The sequence below is a fragment of the Azospirillum formosense genome, assembly GCF_013340925.1.
Classification (GTDB): Bacteria; Pseudomonadota; Alphaproteobacteria; order Azospirillales; family Azospirillaceae; genus Azospirillum; species Azospirillum formosense.
The window spans coordinates 1-19,137 of the sequence record NZ_WHOR01000103.1; the positions used below are offsets into that span (position 1 = coordinate 1).

18 protein-coding genes are annotated in these 19,137 nt (G+C 67.9%); 13 read left to right on the plus strand and 5 right to left on the minus strand.

Annotation, left to right across the window (positions count from 1 at the left end; translation table 11 throughout):
- Positions 1 to 1,137, plus strand: a 1,137-nt coding sequence (locus GBZ26_RS14940; protein ID WP_174439515.1) for an ATP-binding protein, incomplete at its 5' end; no start/stop codon positions are given.
- 18 nt (positions 1,138 to 1,155) lie between these two features.
- Here GBZ26_RS14940 and GBZ26_RS14945 read toward each other — a convergent pair.
- Positions 1,156 to 1,659: a class I SAM-dependent methyltransferase gene (locus GBZ26_RS14945; protein WP_174439516.1), complete on the minus strand. Its 504-nt coding sequence runs from the start codon at positions 1,657 to 1,659 to the stop codon at positions 1,156 to 1,158.
- Between the two features lie 224 nt (positions 1,660 to 1,883).
- Between GBZ26_RS14945 and recA the strand changes: the two genes are divergently transcribed.
- Both recA and alaS read left to right on the plus strand, forming a co-directional pair.
- A complete protein-coding gene (gene recA / locus GBZ26_RS14950) occupies positions 1,884 to 2,963 on the plus strand; it encodes a recombinase RecA (protein WP_014240962.1) in 1,080 nt (359 codons plus the stop codon).
- Between the two features lie 449 nt (positions 2,964 to 3,412).
- Positions 3,413 to 6,082 carry an alanine--tRNA ligase gene (alaS, locus tag GBZ26_RS14955; RefSeq protein WP_174439517.1) on the plus strand — a complete coding sequence of 890 codons (2,670 nt, stop codon included), beginning with the start codon at positions 3,413 to 3,415 and terminating at the stop codon, positions 6,080 to 6,082.
- Here the strand turns inward: alaS and GBZ26_RS14960 are convergent.
- Positions 6,079 to 6,486, minus strand: coding sequence for an Mpo1-like protein (locus tag GBZ26_RS14960; protein WP_174439518.1), 408 nt, complete (start codon positions 6,484 to 6,486; stop codon positions 6,079 to 6,081). The two genes, alaS and GBZ26_RS14960, sit on opposite strands and share 4 nt — an antisense overlap.
- Positions 6,487 to 6,602: 116 nt before the next feature.
- On the opposite strand from GBZ26_RS14960, the gene GBZ26_RS14965 reads away from it, so the two are divergent.
- From GBZ26_RS14965 to GBZ26_RS30680, 3 genes are all read left to right on the plus strand, one after another.
- Complete coding sequence (locus GBZ26_RS14965) at positions 6,603 to 7,448, plus strand: AAA family ATPase (protein WP_014240958.1); 846 nt, start codon at positions 6,603 to 6,605, stop codon at positions 7,446 to 7,448.
- A 356-nt stretch (positions 7,449 to 7,804) separates the two neighbouring features.
- The gene (locus GBZ26_RS14970; RefSeq protein ID WP_174439519.1) at positions 7,805 to 8,770 is read left to right on the plus strand and encodes a threonine ammonia-lyase; all 966 of its coding nucleotides are present in this window, start codon (positions 7,805 to 7,807) and stop codon (positions 8,768 to 8,770) included.
- Positions 8,771 to 8,866: 96 nt separating this feature from the next.
- Positions 8,867 to 9,037 carry a DUF6803 family protein gene (locus GBZ26_RS30680; protein ID WP_344917905.1) on the plus strand — a complete coding sequence of 57 codons (171 nt, stop codon included), beginning with the start codon at positions 8,867 to 8,869 and terminating at the stop codon, positions 9,035 to 9,037.
- A 156-nt stretch (positions 9,038 to 9,193) separates the two neighbouring features.
- Here GBZ26_RS30680 and ccoG read toward each other — a convergent pair whose 3' ends face one another.
- A complete protein-coding gene (gene ccoG, locus GBZ26_RS14975) occupies positions 9,194 to 10,660 on the minus strand; it encodes a cytochrome c oxidase accessory protein CcoG (RefSeq protein WP_174439520.1) in 1,467 nt (488 codons plus the stop codon).
- Positions 10,661 to 10,751: 91 nt separating this feature from the next.
- A complete protein-coding gene (locus GBZ26_RS14980; protein ID WP_174439521.1) occupies positions 10,752 to 11,303 on the minus strand; it encodes an HD domain-containing protein in 552 nt (183 codons plus the stop codon).
- A 67-nt stretch (positions 11,304 to 11,370) separates the two neighbouring features.
- On the opposite strand from GBZ26_RS14980, the gene GBZ26_RS14985 reads away from it, so the two are divergent.
- The 4 genes from GBZ26_RS14985 (at position 11,371) to hmuQ (ending at position 15,967) form a co-directional block, all read left to right on the plus strand.
- Positions 11,371 to 12,564 (plus strand): vWA domain-containing protein, encoded by a 1,194-nt coding sequence (locus GBZ26_RS14985; protein WP_174439522.1) that lies wholly within the window; start codon positions 11,371 to 11,373, stop codon positions 12,562 to 12,564.
- A gap of 441 nt (positions 12,565 to 13,005) precedes the next feature.
- The gene (locus tag GBZ26_RS14990) at positions 13,006 to 14,697 is read left to right on the plus strand and encodes a methyl-accepting chemotaxis protein (RefSeq protein ID WP_174439523.1); all 1,692 of its coding nucleotides are present in this window, start codon (positions 13,006 to 13,008) and stop codon (positions 14,695 to 14,697) included.
- Between the two features lie 131 nt (positions 14,698 to 14,828).
- Entirely contained in the window at positions 14,829 to 15,533 is a 705-nt protein-coding gene (locus tag GBZ26_RS14995) for a regulator of G-protein signaling domain-containing protein (protein ID WP_174439524.1), read from the plus strand.
- 113 nt (positions 15,534 to 15,646) lie between these two features.
- Complete coding sequence (hmuQ, locus tag GBZ26_RS15000) at positions 15,647 to 15,967, plus strand: heme-degrading protein HmuQ (protein ID WP_174439525.1); 321 nt, start codon at positions 15,647 to 15,649, stop codon at positions 15,965 to 15,967.
- Between the two features lie 21 nt (positions 15,968 to 15,988).
- Here hmuQ and GBZ26_RS15005 read toward each other — a convergent pair whose 3' ends face one another.
- Entirely contained in the window at positions 15,989 to 16,468 is a 480-nt protein-coding gene (locus GBZ26_RS15005; RefSeq protein ID WP_174439526.1) for a phosphate-starvation-inducible PsiE family protein, read from the minus strand.
- Between the two features lie 251 nt (positions 16,469 to 16,719).
- Here GBZ26_RS15005 and GBZ26_RS15010 point away from each other — a divergent pair, with 251 nt between their 5' ends.
- The 3 genes from GBZ26_RS15010 to GBZ26_RS15020 all read left to right on the plus strand — a co-directional run.
- Positions 16,720 to 18,165 carry an NADP-dependent isocitrate dehydrogenase gene (locus GBZ26_RS15010; protein ID WP_174439527.1) on the plus strand — a complete coding sequence of 482 codons (1,446 nt, stop codon included), beginning with the start codon at positions 16,720 to 16,722 and terminating at the stop codon, positions 18,163 to 18,165.
- Between the two features lie 75 nt (positions 18,166 to 18,240).
- Positions 18,241 to 18,807 (plus strand): RNA polymerase sigma factor, encoded by a 567-nt coding sequence (locus tag GBZ26_RS15015; protein ID WP_246653634.1) that lies wholly within the window; start codon positions 18,241 to 18,243, stop codon positions 18,805 to 18,807.
- Positions 18,807 to 19,137 (plus strand): anti-sigma factor family protein (locus GBZ26_RS15020; protein WP_174439528.1); only part of this gene is annotated, 331 nt, incomplete at its 3' end. The genes GBZ26_RS15015 and GBZ26_RS15020, both read left to right, overlap by 1 nt.

Below are 19,137 nucleotides of genomic sequence, written 5' to 3' on the forward strand. Positions count from 1 at the left end.
TCGCAGAAGATGCAGGCGGTCGGCCCGCTGGCCGGCGGCGTCGCCCACGATTTCAACAACCTGCTGACCGCGATGATCGGCTTCTGCGATCTGCTGCTGCTGCGCCACAAGCCGGGCGACCAGTCCTTCAGCGACATCATGCAGATCAAGCAGAACGCCAACCGTGCGGCCAACCTGGTGCGCCAGCTCCTGGCCTTCTCCCGCCAGCAGACGCTGCAGCCGCGCATCCTGAGCGTGACCGACGTCCTGGCCGAGCTTGGCAACCTGATGCGCCGGCTGATCGGCGAGAACATCGAGCTGAAGATGCTCCACGGCCGCGACATCGGCTACGTCAAGGTGGACCAGAACCAGCTGGAGCAGGTGATCATCAACCTGGTGGTCAACGCGCGCGACGCGATGGCCGGAGGCGGGCGGCTGACCATCGTCACCTCCAACCATGTGGTCGAGCAGGCGCAGCGCCGCGAGCACGAGACCATCCCGTCCGGCGACTATGTGTCCATCGAGGTGATCGACACCGGCTGCGGCATCCCCAAGGAGAATCTCCAGCGCATCTTCGAGCCCTTCTTCACGACCAAGGGGGTGGGGTCGGGCACCGGGCTGGGGCTGTCCACCGTCTACGGCATCGTCCGCCAGACCGGCGGCTTCGTGCTGGTCGAGTCGGAGAAGGGGGAGGGGACGACCTTCACCATCCTGCTGCCCCGCCACAAGGGCGAGGCCCGTCCCGACCAGGGCGAGCCGCGCGAGCGGCGCGGCAGCGACCTGACCGGCTCCGGCACCATCATGCTGGTCGAGGACGAGGATGCCGTGCGCGTCTTCTCCGCCCGCGCGCTGCGCAACAAGGGCTATCAGGTGCTGGAGGCCAAGAACGGCGAGGCGGCGCTGCAGCAGATCGGCACGGACGGCAACCGCATCGACCTGCTGATCACCGACGTGGTGATGCCGCAGATGGACGGCCCGACCCTGGCCCGCCATGTCCGGCAGATGCGGCCCGACATGCGCGTCATCTTCATCTCCGGCTACGCCGAGGACCGTCTGGGCGAGATCGACGGGGTCGAGGTCGCGCATTTCCTGCCCAAGCCCTTTTCCTTGAAGCAACTTGCCTCCAAGGTGAAGGAGGTCATCCGGGACGGGAAATAGCGGGTTGGGCGGCGGCGCCTATCCGACGCGCCAGCCGTGATAGGCCCAGCGTTCCGTTCCCGGAACGTCGAGGGCCTTCCACCCGTGACGCCCGTCGCCGATCGGACGGTCCGACAGGACGAACGCGCCCGGCGCCAGGAAGGGCTCGATCAATCCGCCGATCCAATGGCGGATGCCGTCCTCGTCGTCTTCCTGCGCGCTGCCGATGTCGGCGTGGGCCAGCCGCACCGCACCGCGGAAGAGTTCCACCGTGGCGGGCAGCGTGTCCTGGAAATCGCCAAGGAACAGCCGGTCCTCGTCCGGGCGCAGGGATGCGGGAACGCGCGCCCACAGGTCGAACACCAGAATGTCGCGCGGCGGGAACAGGCTGCGCAGATGGTCGTAGGTGCGGCCCTTCCCCAGACCGATCTCCATCACCAGACCGGGCGTGCCCGCGACGCAGCCGGCGGCCCAGCCGAGCGCGACGCGCTGGGTGGTGAGGCGGTCGATCATGCGGTCGAGCGTGGAGTGGACGGTCATCATGCGTGGCTTTTCGGGGTGTCGTTGGCGGAGCGTCTCCTCTTGAACGCCGCAGTTGGATTTCCGTTGCACGGTGCCGGATCGTTCCTAACTTACGATGAGAACATTCGCGGAACTTATGGCTTTGCGCAGAGGAACAAAGCTGGTACATTCCCTCTCACCGAATGACCGTTGGTGAGATCGTTGGCCCTGGGGCCGCGGATGTGATCTAACAAGGGGAGACGGGCATGTCGTCCGCACAGCTTCGTTTGGTCGAGAAGGATTCCATGGATAAGCAGAAGGCCCTGGATGCCGCTCTGGCGCAGATCGAGCGCGCCTTTGGCAAGGGCTCGATCATGAAGCTCGGCGCCCGCGAGAACACGGTCGAGACGGAGGTCGTTTCCACCGGCTCGCTCGGCCTCGACATCGCGCTGGGCATCGGCGGCCTGCCGCGCGGCCGCATCATCGAGATCTACGGGCCGGAAAGCTCGGGCAAGACGACGCTGGCGCTGCACGCCATCGCCCAGGCCCAGAAGGGCGGCGGCACCTGCGCCTTCGTGGACGCGGAGCACGCCCTGGACCCGTCCTACGCCCGCAAGCTGGGCGTGAATGTGGACGAGCTGCTGATCTCCCAGCCCGACGCCGGCGAGCAGGCGCTGGAGATCGCCGACACGCTGGTGCGCTCCGGCGCCGTCGACGTGCTGGTGGTCGACTCGGTGGCGGCCCTGGTGCCGCGCGCCGAGCTGGAAGGCGAGATGGGCGACAGCCACGTCGGCCTGCACGCCCGCCTGATGAGCCAGGCGCTGCGCAAGCTGACCGGTTCCATCGCCAAGTCGAACTGTCTGGTGATCTTCATCAACCAGATCCGCCTGAAGATCGGCGTGATGTTCGGCAACCCGGAGACGACGACCGGCGGCAACGCGCTGAAGTTCTACGCCTCGGTCCGCCTGGACATCCGCCGCATCGGCGCGATCAAGGACCGCGAGACGGTGGTGGGCAACCAGACCCGCGTCAAGGTGGTGAAGAACAAGATGGCCCCGCCGTTCCGCGTGGTCGAGTTCGACATCATGTACGGCGAGGGCGTGTCGAAGGTGGGCGAGCTTCTCGACCTCGGCATCCAGGCCGGCGTGGTGGAGAAGTCCGGCGCGTGGTTCAGCTACGATGGCACCCGCATCGGCCAGGGCCGCGAGAACGCCAAGAACTACCTGCGCAACAACCCGGCCACGGCCGACGCCATCGAGGCGAAGATCCGCGGCAACGCCGGCCTCGTCGCCGACGCCATGATGGGCACCCCGGAGGCCGACGGCGAGGCCGCCACGCCGGAGTGATCCCGGGCGGCAAGCCGGTTTCTCTGTGTGAAAGCCCCTCTCCGGTCCACCGGGGAGGGGCTTTTCGCCGTCTTGCCGGAGGGGTGGAAAAGCCCTACATTCAGGCTGGGCGGACGGGTGTTCCAGCACCCGTCCGCCGGCCCGGTCCTAGCGGTTCAGGATCTCAAGCAGCAGCTTGAGCGCCCGCAACAGCAGGATCAGGAGTTCGAGGATTTTCCGCTTCCTCTCATCTCCTTGTGAGCGGCGGGGCGGTGGCCGATTCCACCGCCCGTCCGCGCCGACGATCATGCAAATGTGTGGCGCTCCGTCCACGCGGCCTGTCGCCGCGCGGGGGCCCGTCGCGGGCACTCTGTGGACAGCCACCGCAAGTCACGTTAAAAGCACGGTTCGGCCGCGAACAAGGCCGCGCCGCCGATTGTAGCCGACCGTAGCCGGAGCCTGGACAGCTTATGAAGACCGCCAACGACATCCGCCGCACGTTCCTGGACTTTTTCGCGAAGAACGGCCACCAGATCGTGGAGTCGTCGCCGCTGGTTCCGCGCAACGACCCGACGCTGATGTTCACGAACGCCGGCATGGTGCAGTTCAAGAACGTCTTCACCGGGGCGGAGCAGCGGCCTTACTCCCGCGCGACCACCTCGCAGAAGTGCGTGCGCGCGGGCGGCAAGCACAACGACCTGGACAATGTCGGCTACACGGCGCGGCACCACACCTTCTTCGAGATGCTGGGCAACTTCTCGTTCGGCGACTACTTCAAGGACGATGCGATCGCCTTCGCCTGGAACCTCGTGACGAAGGAGTTCGGGCTGCCGGCGGACAAGCTGCTGGTCACCGTCCACAGCTCCGACGAGGACGCGGCGGGCATCTGGCGCAAGGTCGCCGGCCTGTCGGACGACCGTATCATCCGCATCCCGACCGACGACAATTTCTGGCGCATGGGCGACACCGGCCCCTGCGGTCCCTGCTCGGAAATCTTCTTCGACCACGGCCCGCACATCGCCGGCGGTCCTCCGGGCTCGCCCGACCAGGACGGCGACCGCTTCATCGAGATCTGGAACCTCGTGTTCATGCAGTATGAGCAGCGCGGTCCGGACGACCTGATCGCCCTGCCGAAGCCGTCGATCGACACCGGCATGGGGCTGGAGCGTCTGGCCGCCGTGCTCCAGGGCAAGCACGACAACTACGACATCGACCTGATGCGGGCGCTGATCGTGGCCTCCGCCGAGGCGACGAAGACCGCGCCGGACGGCCCGCACGCCGTCTCGCACCGCGTCATCGCCGACCATCTGCGCTCCTGCTGCTTCCTGATCGCCGACGGCGTTCTGCCGTCGAACGAGGGCCGCGGCTATGTGCTGCGCCGCATCATGCGCCGCGCCATGCGCCACGCCCACATGATCGGGGCTGCCGAGCCGCTGATGCACCGCCTCGTCCCGGCGCTGATCCAGCAGATGGGCGACGCCTATCCGGAGCTGAACCGCGCCCGCGCACTGATCGTCGAGACGCTGAAGCTGGAGGAAACCCGCTTCAAGCAGACGTTGGAGCGTGGCCTGCGCCTGCTGGAGGACGAGGTCGGCCGCCTGGGCGAGGGCCAGCCGCTGCCCGGCGACGTCGCCTTCAAGCTGTACGACACCTACGGCTTCCCGCTCGACCTGACCCAGGACGTGCTGCGCACCCAGGGCCGCCCGGTCGATGAGGCCGGTTTCAAGACGGCCATGGACGAGCAGCGCCGCAAGGCCCGCGAGTCCTGGGCCGGCTCGGGCGAGGCGACGACCGAGAAGCTGTGGTACGAGCTGAAGGACGAGCTGGGCGCCACGGAATTCTTCGGCTACGACACCGAGGTCGCCGAGGGCAAGGTGACCGCCATCGTCAAGGGCGACGCCCGCGTCGAGCAGGCCTCCGCCGGGGACGAGGTGCTGGTCGTCGTGAACCAGACGCCCTTTTACGGTGAATCGGGCGGTCAGGTCGGCGATGCCGGCGTGATCTTCTCCGCCGAGGGCACCGAGGTCGCCGTCTCCGACACCCAGAAGAAGCTGGGCGCCGTCTGGGCCCATGTCGGCACGGTCACCAAGGGCACGCTGAAGGTCGGCGACGTGGTGGAACTGCGGGTGGACACGGAGCGCCGCTCGGCCATCCGCGCCAACCACTCGGCCACCCACCTGCTGCACGAGGCGCTGCGCCGCCGCCTGGGCGAGCACGTCACCCAGAAGGGCTCGCTGGTCGCCCAGGAGCGCCTGCGCTTCGACATCAGCCAGCCGACCGGCCTGACCCCGGCGGACATCGCCGCGGTCGAGGACGAGGTGAACCGCCGCATCCTCGGCAACAGCGAGGTCGTCACCCGCCTGATGTCCCCGGACGAGGCCCGCGCTTCCGGCGCCATGGCCCTGTTCGGCGAGAAGTACGGCGACGAGGTGCGCGTCGTCTCCATGGGCGGCCCGCATGGCGAGCTGGACCGCGATTACTCGATCGAGCTGTGCGGCGGCACCCACGTCCGCCGCACCGGCGACATCGGCCTGTTCACGATCGTCGCCGAGGGCGCCGTCGCCGCCGGCGTGCGCCGCATCGAGGCGCTGACCGGCACCGGCGCCAAGGCGTGGCTGTCGGAGCGCGACCATCTGCTGACCGAGGCGGCGTCCGTCCTGAAGGTCCGTCCGGAGGACGTCCCGACGCGCCTCGCCGCTCTGGTCGACGAGCGCAAGAAGATGGAGCGCGAGCTGGCCGAACTCCGCCGTCAGGTCGCCATGGGCGGCGGCGCCAAGGCCGAGGGCGGCAACGAGGCCAAGGACATCGCGGGCGTCAAGTTCGCCGCCCGCGTGGTCGAGGGCCTGCCGGCCAAGGACCTGAAGCCGATGGCCGACGAGCTGAAGAAGCAGGTCGATTCCGGCGTCGTGGTTCTGATCGCCTCCAACGAGGGCAAGGCGTCCATCGTCGTCGGCGTCACCGACGACCTGACCGGCAAGATCAGCGCCGTCGATCTGGTGCGCGTCGGCGCCGAGGCTCTGGGCGGGAAGGGCGGCGGCGGCCGTCCGGACATGGCCCAGGCCGGCGGTCCGGACGCCGCTCTGGCGCCCGCCGCCGTCGAGGCCATCGAGAAGGCGGTGGCGGCGAAGGCCGCCTCCTAATAACCGCGATCGTTCTCCGGGCTCACCCGCTCCAAAGCCGGGGCGGGGGCGCTCGGCGGGCGCCGGCGGATGACGAGGCCGGGGCGGTCGGGAATGCCGTAGCGCCGGTATTCCCGCGCCAGCTGTCCGGTCAGGGCCAGCCCGGCCATGCGGACGTCCGCGGCCAGCGAGGCCAGCGGCGCGTCCAGCGTCTTGGGGCGGTTGCGCTCCACCAGGAAATGGCCCAGCCACGCCGCGCCGTAGCCGACCAGCGGCGCCGCCACCAGCGCCCGCCAGTCGCGGCGGGCCAGTCCCACACCCAGCAGGGCCGCCGCCGACAGCGTGCCGGCGACGTGCAGCGCCCGGTTCGTCGGGTCGCGGTGTTGTTCCAGATAATCGGGCCAGAAATTGGGATCGGTCGACATGGCGGTCTCCTTCCGCGGGGGAACGCCGGGCGGCCCGCGGCGGTTCCGTCTTGCATGACGCCCGCCGTGCTGGAAGGATGCGCGGGTCAACGAACAATACCGCGGAACCGACTGGCATGCGCTTCACCGGCACCGACTCCTACGTCGCCACCGACGACCTGATGGTGGCCGTCAACGCGGCCATCACGCTTGAGCGCCCGCTGCTGGTGAAGGGGGAACCGGGCACCGGCAAGACCGTGCTGGCCCAGGAGGTCGCCCGCGCCCTGAACAAGCCGCTGCTCGCCTGGCACATCAAGTCCACGACCAAGGCGCAGCAGGGCCTCTACGAGTACGACGCGGTCAGCCGCCTGCGCGACAGCCAACTCGGCGAGGAGCGGGTGCACGACATCGGCAACTACATCGTGCGCGGCAAGCTGTGGGAAGCGTTCGAGGCGCCGGAGCCCCCCGTGCTGCTGATCGACGAGATCGACAAGGCCGACATCGAGTTTCCCAACGACCTGCTGCTCGAACTCGACCGCATGGAGTTCCACGTCTACGAGACGCGGCAGACGGTCAAGGCGGCGCGGCGCCCCCTCGTCATCATCACCTCGAACAACGAGAAGGAACTGCCGGACGCCTTCCTGCGCCGCTGCTTCTTCCACTACATCCGCTTTCCCGACCGCGACACCATGGAGCGGATCGTGGACGTCCATTATCCCGGCCTGAAGCAGGACCTGCTGCGCGAGGCGATGTCGCTGTTCTACAGCCTGCGCGAGGTGCCGGGCCTCAAGAAGAAGCCCTCCACCTCGGAGCTTCTCGACTGGATCAAGCTGCTGATGGTCGAGGACGTGGACCCCGAGACCCTGCGCGCCAAGGACGCCCGCAGCCTGATCCCGCCGCTGTGCGGCGCGCTTTTGAAGAACGAACAGGACGTGCATCTTCTGGAACGGCTGGCTTTTCTCGCCAAGCGGGAAGGGCGCTAGGAAGCGCTTGACCGCGGCCGGCCTTCTGGGGCAGCCTGAACCCATGCAATCGACCCCGCACCTGAACCGAATGCGAATTACCGCCCCGGCGCTCTGACAGAGGGCGCCGGACCGCGAGCGTTCGTTTTCGCAATCTGGTGTGGAGTGTGGCGTGTCCGTGCGCCCTGGGTCTTCCGGAACCCGCAATCCGGTTCATCACGATCCCCTGACCCGTCGCTTCACGCGTGCGCTGCGCCATCCGGCGGAGCGAATGCGGGGCTCCGCGCGAATTATCGTCCCGGTCCGCTGACGCGGGCCGGGTTTCGCGCCTTCCTTTTCCGCCCCCCGTTCGTTCCCTCCGCCCGAGGATTCCCGCGATGCCGTCCGCGCACGCCACCCGTCTGCCTTCCGTTTCCGTCCGCCATGATGCTGAAGACCGTCTGCCGTCCTGGCTCCCCCTCTCCGCCATCGAGGACGCCGCCGAGCGTCTGCACGGGCGGATCGTCCGCACGCCGCTCCTGCACGCCCCGACGCTGGGGCGTGATGTCTGGCTGAAGGCGGAGACCTTCCAGGCGACCGGCGCCTTCAAGGAGCGCGGCGCCCTGAACCGCTTGCTGCGCCTGACGGCGTTGGAGCGCGCGGCGGGCGTCGTCGCCATGTCGGCGGGCAACCACGCCGCCGGACTGGCGCTGCACGCCCAGCGGCTGGGCGTGGCGGCGACCATCGTCATGCCGGTTACCGCGCCGCGCTGCAAGGTGGAGCGGACGGAGGCGCTGGGCGCCGAAGTCGTGTTGTCCGGCTCCACCGTGGGGGAGGCGAAGGCCCGCGCGCTGCAACTGGCGGCGGAGCGGCGGCTGACCTTCGTGCATCCCTACGACGACCCGGACGTGATCGCCGGGCAGGGCACGGTGGGGCTGGAGGTGCTGGCCGACCGTCCGGACCTCGATACGCTGGTGGTGCCTGTGGGTGGTGGCGGTTTGCTGGCCGGCATGGCGGCGGCGGTGAAGGCGCGCAGGCCTTCCGTCACCGTGGTCGGGGTGCGGCTGGCGCGCCGGCGGGGACCGACCCTGGCCGACGGGATCGCGGTGGACGCGCTCGGCAAGCTGCCGCAGGCTCTGCTGGCCGGCTTCGTGGACGCCCTGGTCGAGGTGGAGGAAGGCGAGGTCGCGGCGGCGATGCGGACCCTGCATGGGTCCTTCGGCATGGTGGCGGAAGGCGCCGGTGCCGCCGCGGTGGCGGCGCTGCTGGCCGGGAAGGCGCCGGCGGAGGGGCGGGCCGTCGCCGTGCTGTCCGGCCGCAACGTGGATTCCGACACGCTGGTGCGGACGCTCGCCGCCGCTTGATCGCCATCAACGACCGCAGGCTGGGACAGGACCAGGATCAGCCTGCGGGCGCACCGTCTGAAGGACGGTTGGCCTCGCAGGCGCGGCATCGCGCTCCTGGACCTTGGGCTGATCGGGCGGGCCCGCGGCGAGCATGGCCGCATGGCGATCCACGCGGCCCTTGTCGGGCTGTTCCTGATCGTCGCGCACGTCGCCATGATCTTCGGCATGCTGGACCCGACGCTGCTCACGGGTGCCGCCGCGGCCGGCGGGCACATGATGCATTGAGCGGATGCGTACTGTCCCTCTCCCGTCCCGGGAGAGGGAAGGAGCCCGCGCAAGGCGCGGGAGGGGTGAGGGTGCTGCCGAGAGTCACCGTCTTGATCCTCGCACGGCCCTCACCCGGCCCTTCGGGCCACCCTCTTCCGGGACGGGAGAGGGGTTTCAGGGCGCCATGAACACGCTGCGGTGCCGGCCGATCTCGCCGCTGGTCACGTCGCGCGCCAGCACGGTCACGTCGGTGGAGCCCGGCGTCGCGGCGCCCTGCGGCACGCGGACGAAAATGCGGTAGGTCGCCACCGAATCCGCTTCCGCGTTCAAGGTCAGCGAGTTCCCCGATTGGGCGTCCACGCTGGCGACCGACAGGTCGGCGTTCGCCAATCCCTCCACCGACAGGCGGTAGGTCCGCGCCTCGTGGGTCTTGTTGAGGATTTTGATGGTGTAGGCGTTCTGCACGTCGCCGTTCGACTGCTGCACATAGAGCGGGGCGCGGTCGCGCAGCACGCTGACGTCCAGCGTCGGACGCAGCGCCAGGGAGACGGCCATCGCGCCGGCGACCACCAGGATGATGAGGGCGTAGATCACCGTGCGCGGGCGCAGCAGCCGCACCGGGGCGGCCTGACCGTCGGCCCTGGCGACCTGGTTGGAGCGGGTGTCGAACAGGATCAGGTCGCCGGGGCGCCCGACCTGGGCCATCACGTCGTTGCAGGCGTCCACGCACAGGCCGCAGCCGATGCAGGAGATCTGCTGGCCCTTGCGGATGTCGGTGCCGGTCGGGCAGACATGGACGCACAGCTTGCAATCGATGCAGTCGCCCAGCCCCTCCGCCGTCCGCTCGTCCCAGCTCTGCGACTTGCGCAGCGGCGCACGCCCTTCGCCGCGCCAATCCTGGTAGGTGACGACGTAGGTGTCCTCATCGACCATCGCCGCCTGGAAGCTGCGCCACGGGCAGACGTAGATGCAGATCTGCTCGCGCGCCCAGCCGGCGAAGAAATAGGTGGTGGCGGTGAACAGCCCGGCGAAGGCCAGCACCTTCCATGACACCTCGCCCGTCGCGATCTCGCGCAACAGCGTCGGGGCGTCGTTGAAGTAGAAGATCCAGGCGCCGCCGGTGACCAGCGAGATCGCCAGCCAGATGGCGTGCTTCGACGCCTTCAGCCCCAGCTTGCGCGCCGACAGCGGCGCCTTGTCGAGCCGGATGCGCTCGGTGCGCGGGCCTTCCAGCTTGCGCTCCACCCACATGAACAGGTCGCTCCAGACCGTCTGCGGGCAGGCGTAGCCACACCAGATGCGGCCGAGCAGGGTGGTGGCGAAGAAGATGCCGAAGGCGCCGATGATGAGCAGGCCGGTCAGGTAATAGACCTCCTGCGGCCAGATCTCGATCCAGAAGAAGTAGGCGCGCCGGCCCACCATATCGACCAGCACCGCCTGATCGGGAATGCCCGGCCCGCGATCCCAGCGCAGCCAGGGCGTGACGTAATAGACGCCGAGCAGGATCGCCAGGGCCAGCCATTTCAACTGGCGGAAGCGGCCTCGGACGTCGGCGGCGTAGACCTTGGGGCGTTGCACGAACCAGCGCTCGCGCGGCTGGTCGGCATCATGGGTGGCAGGTGCCGGGGAAATGAGGGACATGGTGTGCGACCTTGCATTGACGCGGCGGTCAACCTAGCCCCTCTTTTATAAGGGTTCCGTGATGTAGTCACATTGCGGCAGATCAACGCTTTCACACCGTGTCGCCGCGCAGTTCGGCGAGCCCGTCCTCATAGGCGCGGTCGAACAGCGATTCCAGCCGGGCGTCGGTGCCGCGCAAGCCGGCGACGACCGCGTACGCCCATTCGAAATACTCGATCTTGCGCTCCAGCGGCCAGTCTGCGGGCGGGCTGTGCGCCATGGAGCGCAGGTTGGACACCTTATCGGCCAGCTTCACCAGCTTGGCGCGGGAGGAAGCGGTGGGGGCGGCGTCGATCTGGCGTTGCTTGCGCTCCGCCTTGCGCAGCCGCTTGTCGTCGGTGGTCTCGGCGACGACCCCGGCGACCTCCGCTCCGAAATGCTGCTCGATCTCCTCATAGGAGGCGTCGGTGTCTTCCAGCGTGTCGTGCAGCAGGGCGGCGATGATCACCACCGGGTCCTTGCCCGCCGTCGCCTCGGCGCACAGGAACGCCACCTCCGACAGGTGGTTGAGGTAGGGCTCGGCGCGCACGCCCTTGCGGCGCTGGTCGATGTGCTTGTGCGCGGCGAACTCCAGCGCGCGGGCGAAGTCGAGAAGGGCTGTCATGGCGTTCCTGGCGGGTCGGCGCTACGATGAGGGCGGATGGGGACGAAACCCCACGGGGGGAGGCGGCATGTTCACGGGTTTCTTCTTCGAACTGCGCAAGGCGAGCGTGCCGGTCTCGCTGAACGAGTACCTGACGCTCATGGAGGCCATGAAGCGCGGCGTCGCCGCCTTCCGCGTCGAAGACTTCTATTACCTCAGCCGGGCCTGTCTGGTGAAGGACGAGCGCAATCTCGACCGCTTCGACCGGGTGTTCGGGCAGGTTTTCAAGGGGCTTGAGGGGGCGGATGGCGCCGGCGGCGACGCGGTTCCCGTGGTCGATCTGCCGGAGGAATGGCTGCGCAAACTGGCCGAACGCTTCCTGACCGAGGAGGAGAAGGCGCAGATCCAGGCGTTGGGCGGCTGGCAGAAACTCATGGAGACGCTGGCCGAGCGACTGGCCGAGCAGAAGGGGCGGCACCAAGGCGGCTCCAAATGGATCGGCACCGCCGGAACCTCGCCCTTCGGCGCCTACGGCTACAACCCGGAGGGCGTGCGCATCGGCCAGCAGGAATCCCGCCACCGCCGCGCCGTGAAGGTGTGGGACAAGCGGGAGTTCCGGAATCTGGACGATCAGGTCGAGATCGGCACCCGCAACATCAAGGTGGCGCTGCGCCGCCTGCGCAAGTTCGCCCGCACCGGGGCGGCCAGCGAGCTGGACCTGCCCGGCACCATCCGCGCCACCGCCAGCAACGCCGGCTGGCTGGACCTGAAGATGGTGCCGGAGCGGCACAACACGGTGAAGGTGCTGCTCTTCCTCGACATCGGCGGCTCGATGGACGACCACATCCGGCTGGTCGAGGAGCTGTTCTCCGCCGCCCGCGGCGAGTTCAAGCATCTGGAGCACTTCTACTTCCACAACTGCGTCTACGAGAGCGTGTGGCGCGACAACAAGCGCCGCCATGAGGAACGCACCCCGACCTGGGACGTGCTGCACACCTATCCCGCCGACTACAAGCTGGTCTTCGTCGGCGACGCGGCGATGAGCCCCTACGAGATCGCCTATGCCGGCGGCAGCGTCGAGCATTGGAACGAGGAGGCGGGTCAGGTCTGGCTGCAGCGGATGCTGTCCGTCTACAGCCGCGCCGTCTGGCTCAATCCCACGCCGGAATCACGCTGGGGCTACACGGAAAGCACCCGCATGCTGCAGCGGCTTTTGGGCGGTCGCATGTACCCGCTGACGCTGCAGGGGCTGGATGCGGCGATGCGTGAGCTGGTGCGCTAGCATCTTCAGACAACCGCGCACCTTCAAAGTCCAGTCCAGCAACTCGGATTTTCAATCCATCGGAGTGCGCCGAAATGGATGGTGTATTTTGATGATTAAAAGTGTGGTGAATTATCAATTACCGGCTGATAAGGGCTTGTCAGTGCTTGCGTACTCGAAATGATTTGCTTCGGAAACAGAATGAGTTTGCCATTCTCACAGATCAAGGAAGTCGAGTCGTAAAGTTAAGTATCTGAACATTGCTCGGGATTGTATTGCTATATGCTACAATCGGGGTCGGATTTTCATTCGTTTTAAACATTGATCGTCATTTCTGCGACTTCCCAGCAACGTTCGTGCACAAAGGAATGCCGAAAATCTTTCTGCCTTGAACGCATACGATTGCATTACGAAGCATGAGGTTTCTCGTTCACAGCATGCAGTCGATGAGGGTCAGGGAAAATGGAGGGTGTTCTTGCGCGCATCAGCATCAGCGGCAAAATCTACAGCGTTGTCGCGATCCTGGGTGTGGTGGCTGCTATCATTGGTGGCGTCGGCTCGCTTGGAATGCAGGCCTACGACGACAAGTTCGACCAGATTCAGAACTGGTCCCGGCGATCCCTGATCAACGAGCAGATCAACAGCCTGATTTACAAGGTCGTCATGGACAGCCGTGGCATCTATGCCACCGATGGGACGGCGGACGCCACGCCCTACGCCAAGAACATCCTCGGCGCCACCAGCGAGCTGGAAAAGCTCATGGACAAGCTGGAGGCCCTGCAGCCGCCGGAAAACAAGGCGGCCTTCGCCGAGGTCCAGCGGACGGCGCGCGCCTTCGTCCTGCACCGCAACGAGGTTGCCCGTCTCGGGATGGAGGTTGGCCCGGACAAGGCGCGCGAGCATGGCGACACCCCCGAGGCCCGCGCGCTCCGCACCAAACTGGGCCAGTACATGGAGAAGGCCTCCGAACGCAACATGCAGGGCATCGCCCAGGCCAACGATGAACTGAGCGCCGTGAACAGCCTGATGACGACGCTCATGATGGTCGTCGGCATTGGCGGCGGACTCGGCGCGCTGGCGTTGAGCGTCCTGGTCGCGCGCATCGGCATCTCCCGCCCGATCGCCGGGATCACCGACGTCATGGCCCGTCTGGCGACCGGCGACACCTCGGTGACGGTCCCCGGCCTCGGCCGTGGCGACGAGATCGGCGGCATGGCCAAGGCGGTGGCGGTCTTCAAGGACAACGCCGTTGACCGCGAGCGCATGCGGGTCGCCGAGGAGGCGGAGCGCCGGGCCAAGGAGCGGCGCACCCACGCCGTCGAGGAACTGGTGCAGTCCTTCGACCGGAACGTTTCCGGCATCCTGCGCACCGTCGCCTCCGCGGCCACCGAGTTGGAGGCCACGGCGCAGAGCATGCTGACGACCGCCGACCAGACCAAGGGGCAGGCGGCCAGCACGGCGGCCGCGGCCGAGCAGGCGTCGGTCAACGTGCAGACCGTCGCCGCGGCGACCAACGAGCTGAGCGCGTCGATCAACGAGATCAGCGGTCAGGTGACGCGCTCCACCAACATCGCCAGCCACGCGGTGGGCGAGGCGCAGCAGACCAACGAGCGCGTCCAGGGCCTCGTCGCGCAGGCGCAGCGGATCGGCGACGTGGTGAAGCTGATCACCGACATCGCCAGCCAGACCAACCTGCTGGCGCTCAACGCGACGATCGAGGCGGCGCGCGCGGGCGAGGCCGGGAAGGGTTTCGCCGTCGTGGCGTCCGAGGTGAAGAACCTCGCCAACCAGACCGCCAAGGCGACGGAGGAGATCGCCTCCCAGATCGCCTCCATGCAGGAGGCCACCGGCGGGGCGGCGGCGGCCATCAACGGGATCGGCGACACCATCGGCACGATCAGCGAGATCGCCACGATCATCGCCTCGGCGGTGGAGGAGCAGGGGTCGGCGACCGGCGAGATCGCCCGCAACGTCCAGCAGGCCGCGCAGGGCACCCATCTGGTGACGACCAACATCACCGAGGTCAGCGACGGCGCCACCCAGACCGGCTCCGCCGCCACCCAGGTGCTGGGCGCCGCCGGCGAGTTGTCCCGCCAGTCGGAGGTTCTGCGGACCGAGGTGGAGCGCTTCCTGGCGGGCATCCGCGCCGCGTAGGGATGGTTCAAGGGGGGTGCGAGGACGCGCACCCCCGCCCATTCTCATCCTGAACGGACCGAACGGCGTTTGCCGGACTGAAATCCCGTTTTTATCGTCACGGCCATTCGCGTTCGAATGGAGGGTTGACCGTGGCGAAATCCTATCTGGCGTCCTGGAAGAAGGCGAAGGACCGCTTCGAAAAGACGACGGGCAAGAAGAAGCCCGACCCCAAGAGCCGTTTCGGCAAGCTGTTCAGCAAGATCAGCTCGACCGGCCTGGAAGGCGCGCTGAAGAGCTACGACGCCGCCACGACCGTGCAGGACGCGCAGAAGCACGCCCGCGCCTTCCAATCCGCGGCGGGCGGCTACATTCCCACGCTCGACGCGGCGGGCAAGGCGGCCAAGCAGGACGGCGACGCCGTCTACGCCGAAGCCTGCGCCGACATGGTGGCATCGCTGAACAAGATCGCCGGTAGCGTCGTGACGGATCTGGAACGGTTCGACGGCCTGCCGAAGACCATCGACGGTTACTTCAAGTCGCCGTACTGGTTCAAGCTGCTGAACAAGATCGCCAAGCAGGAGATGTCGCTCGAGAATGTCGAGCTGTATGACAAGATCCTGAAAGGCAAGCTGTCGAAGGCGGGGCCTGCGGAAGAGGCGTACAAGGAATATGTGGCCGTCCGCTCACCCAAGGAAGTGAACATCGGGTCGGGAACCCGGAGCGCCTGCAAGAAGTGCGCGGATCAGGGCGCTTGGACCGACATGCCTTGGGACAAGGTGGCGAAGGATCTGGGCGTCAACCTGGCCGACACCATCGGGCGCCTGCACAGCGCGCTCGCCAAGGGCGAGATCTGACGGCCGGGGGGGCGGTTGATGGGGTCAGGTTGACGGGGCGGGCCTCCGCCGTCACTTTGAAGGTTCGGCTTTCTAAGGGACGGCCCTTAAGAATGGGATCGGGAGGCTCCGCCATGTACATCGCCATGAACCGTTTCCGCGTGCGTCCGGACTCGGAGCGGGACTTCGAGGAGGTCTGGCTGAACCGCGAGGTCCATCTGGACAAGGTCCCCGGCTTCGTGGAGTTCCACATGCTGCGCGGCCCGCGTTACGAGGACCATCGCCTCTATTCCTCCCACACGGTCTGGGAGTCGGAGGCGCATTTCCAGGCCTGGACCCGGTCGGAGGAGTTCCGCGCCGCCCATCGCGGGGCGGGGGACCGCAAACCGCTGTATCTCGGCCCGCCGCAGTTCGAGGGCTTCGAGGTCATCCAGACCGTGGGGCATAAAGGCTGAACCGGCGCACCACGCGCCCGGTCAGCCTTTCAGCGCGTCCTCGTCGCCGATCAGGCGATGGGCGATGGCGACGGTGATCAGGCCGGCGAGCAGAAGGCCGTACTGCCACAGGCTGGACCAGTCGCCCGTCTGCACGTCGCCCGCCACTGCCTGGACCGGACGCACGATCAGCTGCCGCAGCAGCGTGATCATCGCCACCTCCAGGAAGACCCGCAGGTGGAAGCGGTTGGTCCGCACATAGTCGACCTCCGCGGAGATCAGCGCGGACAATGTCCAGACGATGAACAGCACGCCGAGCGCGTGCAGGAAGCCGTGCGCCAGCTGGTCCTTTTGAAAGGCCGCCCAGGCCTCCACGAAAAATTCCCAGACCACCATGGCGCTCGCCGCGACCAGGGCAATCGCCAGGACGACGTGCAGCAGCCCGTTGAAGGACTTCAGGGCGCGGATCAGCCCTTGTTCGAGAAGCGAGTTGGACGGGGTGCGGGGGAGCGATTGCAGCATCGGGGCGGGTCGCAAGGTCGAAGGGTGCGGGAAGATAGAAGCCCAACCCGTCGGACGCCCCCACCGTTTTGCCATTGCCGCCATGGGGAAAACGCAAGCATTGCAGATCAGCGTCAAGTCGCCGCATCAATGGTCCCGGCTTTGCAGGTGGAAAAAAGCGCCGGCCATTGAACTCCGGGCCTGCTTTCGTCTAGGGTCGCTCCGGTCCCTCCGGCTTCGTTCCTTCGAGGGTTTCCCCCAGGAGTGAATGGATGCGCGAAACCACCCCCATCACGGTCGCCCGCGGCGACGGCATCGGTCCGGAGATCACCGACGCGGTGCTTCACGTGATGGAGGCCGCCGGCGCCCGCCTGAAGGTGGAGGAGGTGCCGGCGGGCGAGCAGGTCTACCGCCGCGGCCATCTGGGCGGGCTGGACGCCGCCGGCTGGGGGTCGATCCGCCGCACCCGCGTCTTCCTGAAGGGGCCGATCACCACCCCCCAGGGCTACGGCAACAAGTCGCTGAACGTCACCGCGCGGACCACGCTGGGGCTGTTCGCCAACGTGCGGCCCTGCGTGTCGCACCATCCCTACGTCCGCACGCGGCACCCGCGCATGGACGTGGTCATCATCCGCGAGAACGAGGAGGACCTCTACGCCGGGATCGAGCACCGCCAGACCGACGAGGTGATCCAGTCGGTCAAGCTGATCTCCCGGCCGGGGTCGGAGCGCATCGTCCGCTACGCCTTCGACTACGCCCGCGCCAACCACCGGCGCAAGGTGACCGCCTTCGTCAAGGACAACGTCATGAAGATGACGGACGGGCTGTTCCTGAAGATCTTCAACGAGATCGCCGCCGAATATCCGGAGATCAAGGCCGACCACCTGATCGTCGACATCGGCGCCGCCCGTCTGGCCGACCAGCCGGAACGCTTCGACGTGATCGTGACGCTGAACCTCTACGGCGACATCGTGTCGGACATCGCCGCCCAGATCACCGGGTCGGTCGGGCTGGCCGGCTCCGCCAACATCGGCGACGCCTGCGCCATGTTCGAGGCGATCCACGGCTCGGCGCCGATGATCGCGGGACAGGGGATCGCCAACCCGTCGGGCCTGCTGATGGCTGCGGTGATGATGCTGGTCCACATCGGACAGGGCGACGTGGCGGCGCGCATCCACAACGCCTGGCTCAAGACCATCGAGGACGGCGTCCACACCGTGGACATCTTCAACCGCGGGGTCAGCCGCCAGCGCGTCGGCACCCACGCCTTCGCCGACGCGGTGGTGGAGCGGCTGGGCCAGATGCCGGTGACGCTGCCCACCGTCGGCTACGCCGTCACCGCGCGGCCCGCCTATGAGTCCGGGGTGCGGCTGTCGCCCCGCCGCAAGGCGGTGAAGGAGCTGGTGGGGGTGGACGTGTTCCTGCATTGGCCGGGCGGCAACCCGGACGAACTGGCCGGTCTGGTCCTTCCGGTGGCCACCCCGGCGCTGCGGCTGTCCAGCATCTCCAACCGCTCGCAGAAGGTCTGGCCGGAGGGCAACATCGGCGTCTTCTGCACCGACCACTGGCGCTGCCGCTTCCTGGCGCCGGAGGGTGTGGCGGTCGGCCACCCCGACATCGTCGAGCTTCTTTCGGGGCTGGCCCGCGCCGGGCTGGACTTCACCCAGACCGAGAACCTGTGCAACTTCGACGGCAAGTCCGGCTTCTCGGCAACGTAAAGCGCGAAGCGGGGGAATAATCGTCCCCGGCCGGGCGTCCAGACGGGCAGGACATCCTTCCAAGGGGAGCGCCGCATGCCTCTGCCAAAGCCGCCTCCCGACCCTCCTTCAGGGAACGGCCCCCCAGCCAATGGGCCGGTGGACGAGCGGGCCATCGCCGCGCAGGTGCCGCGGCTGCGCCGCTACGCCACCGCTTTGGCCGGCAACCTGTCGGACGCCGACGACCTCGTGCAGGACTGCATCGAGAAGGCGCTGGTCAACCGGCACACGCTGCGGGACGTCACCCGGCTCGGCGGCTGGCTGCTGTCGATCCTGCACAACCTGCACGTCTCGGGCCTGCGCTGGCGCCGCCGCCGCGGGCCGGAGGTGCCGGTGGAAGACTTGGCCAACGATCTGGCGCTCAGCGCCGCCCCCGCCGACCGGGCGGAGGTGCGGGATTTCGTGCGCGCCTTCAACCAGCTGTCGGAGGAGCATCGGGCCGTCCTGCTGCTGACCGGGCTGGAGGGGCTGTCCTACCGCGAGGCGGCGGAGGTTCTGGAGGTTCCGGTGGGGACCGTCATGTCGCGGCTGGCCCGCGCCCGGGAACGGCTGCGCGTCCTGCTGGACGGCGGGACGGAGCAGGCGGTGAGGAGGATCAAGTGATGGACACCGAACCGGACGCCCCGGTGACCGAGGCCGAACTGCACGCCTGGATGGACGGCGAGCTGCCGGAGGAACGGCGCGGCGAGGTCGAACGCCATCTGGCGGGCAATCCCGATCTGGCCCGCCGTTTCGAACGCTACCGCGCCCAGCGGGCGATGCTCCAGGGGACCTTCGGCCCGCTGATCGACCGTCCGTTGCCGGCGGCCCTGGTGCCGCCCTACGCCCGGCCGGCCGGCCGGCCGGCGGTGCGCCCGCGCCGATGGTTTCCGGCGCTGGCGGCGGCGGCGGTCCTTCTGGTCTTCGTCGCGGGCGGGGCGGGGGGCTGGTGGT

Bases quoted from the DNA above. Each gene is read 5' to 3' on its own strand.
- GBZ26_RS14945 (WP_174439516.1), bottom strand. From the start codon at position 1,659: ATGATGACCGTCCACTCCACGCTCGACCGCATGATCGACCGCCTCACC.
- recA (WP_014240962.1), top strand. From the start codon at position 1,884: ATGTCGTCCGCACAGCTTCGTTTGGTCGAGAAGGATTCCATGGATAAG.
- alaS (WP_174439517.1), top strand. From the start codon at position 3,413: ATGAAGACCGCCAACGACATCCGCCGCACGTTCCTGGACTTTTTCGCG.
- GBZ26_RS14960 (WP_174439518.1), bottom strand. From the start codon at position 6,486: ATGTCGACCGATCCCAATTTCTGGCCCGATTATCTGGAACAACACCGC.
- GBZ26_RS14965 (WP_014240958.1), top strand. From the start codon at position 6,603: ATGCGCTTCACCGGCACCGACTCCTACGTCGCCACCGACGACCTGATG.
- GBZ26_RS14970 (WP_174439519.1), top strand. From the start codon at position 7,805: ATGCCGTCCGCGCACGCCACCCGTCTGCCTTCCGTTTCCGTCCGCCAT.
- ccoG (WP_174439520.1), bottom strand. From the start codon at position 10,660: ATGTCCCTCATTTCCCCGGCACCTGCCACCCATGATGCCGACCAGCCG.
- GBZ26_RS14980 (WP_174439521.1), bottom strand. From the start codon at position 11,303: ATGACAGCCCTTCTCGACTTCGCCCGCGCGCTGGAGTTCGCCGCGCAC.
- GBZ26_RS14985 (WP_174439522.1), top strand. From the start codon at position 11,371: ATGTTCACGGGTTTCTTCTTCGAACTGCGCAAGGCGAGCGTGCCGGTC.
- GBZ26_RS14990 (WP_174439523.1), top strand. From the start codon at position 13,006: ATGGAGGGTGTTCTTGCGCGCATCAGCATCAGCGGCAAAATCTACAGC.
- hmuQ (WP_174439525.1), top strand. From the start codon at position 15,647: ATGTACATCGCCATGAACCGTTTCCGCGTGCGTCCGGACTCGGAGCGG.
- GBZ26_RS15005 (WP_174439526.1), bottom strand. From the start codon at position 16,468: ATGCTGCAATCGCTCCCCCGCACCCCGTCCAACTCGCTTCTCGAACAA.
- GBZ26_RS15010 (WP_174439527.1), top strand. From the start codon at position 16,720: ATGCGCGAAACCACCCCCATCACGGTCGCCCGCGGCGACGGCATCGGT.
- GBZ26_RS15015 (WP_246653634.1), top strand. From the start codon at position 18,241: ATGCCTCTGCCAAAGCCGCCTCCCGACCCTCCTTCAGGGAACGGCCCC.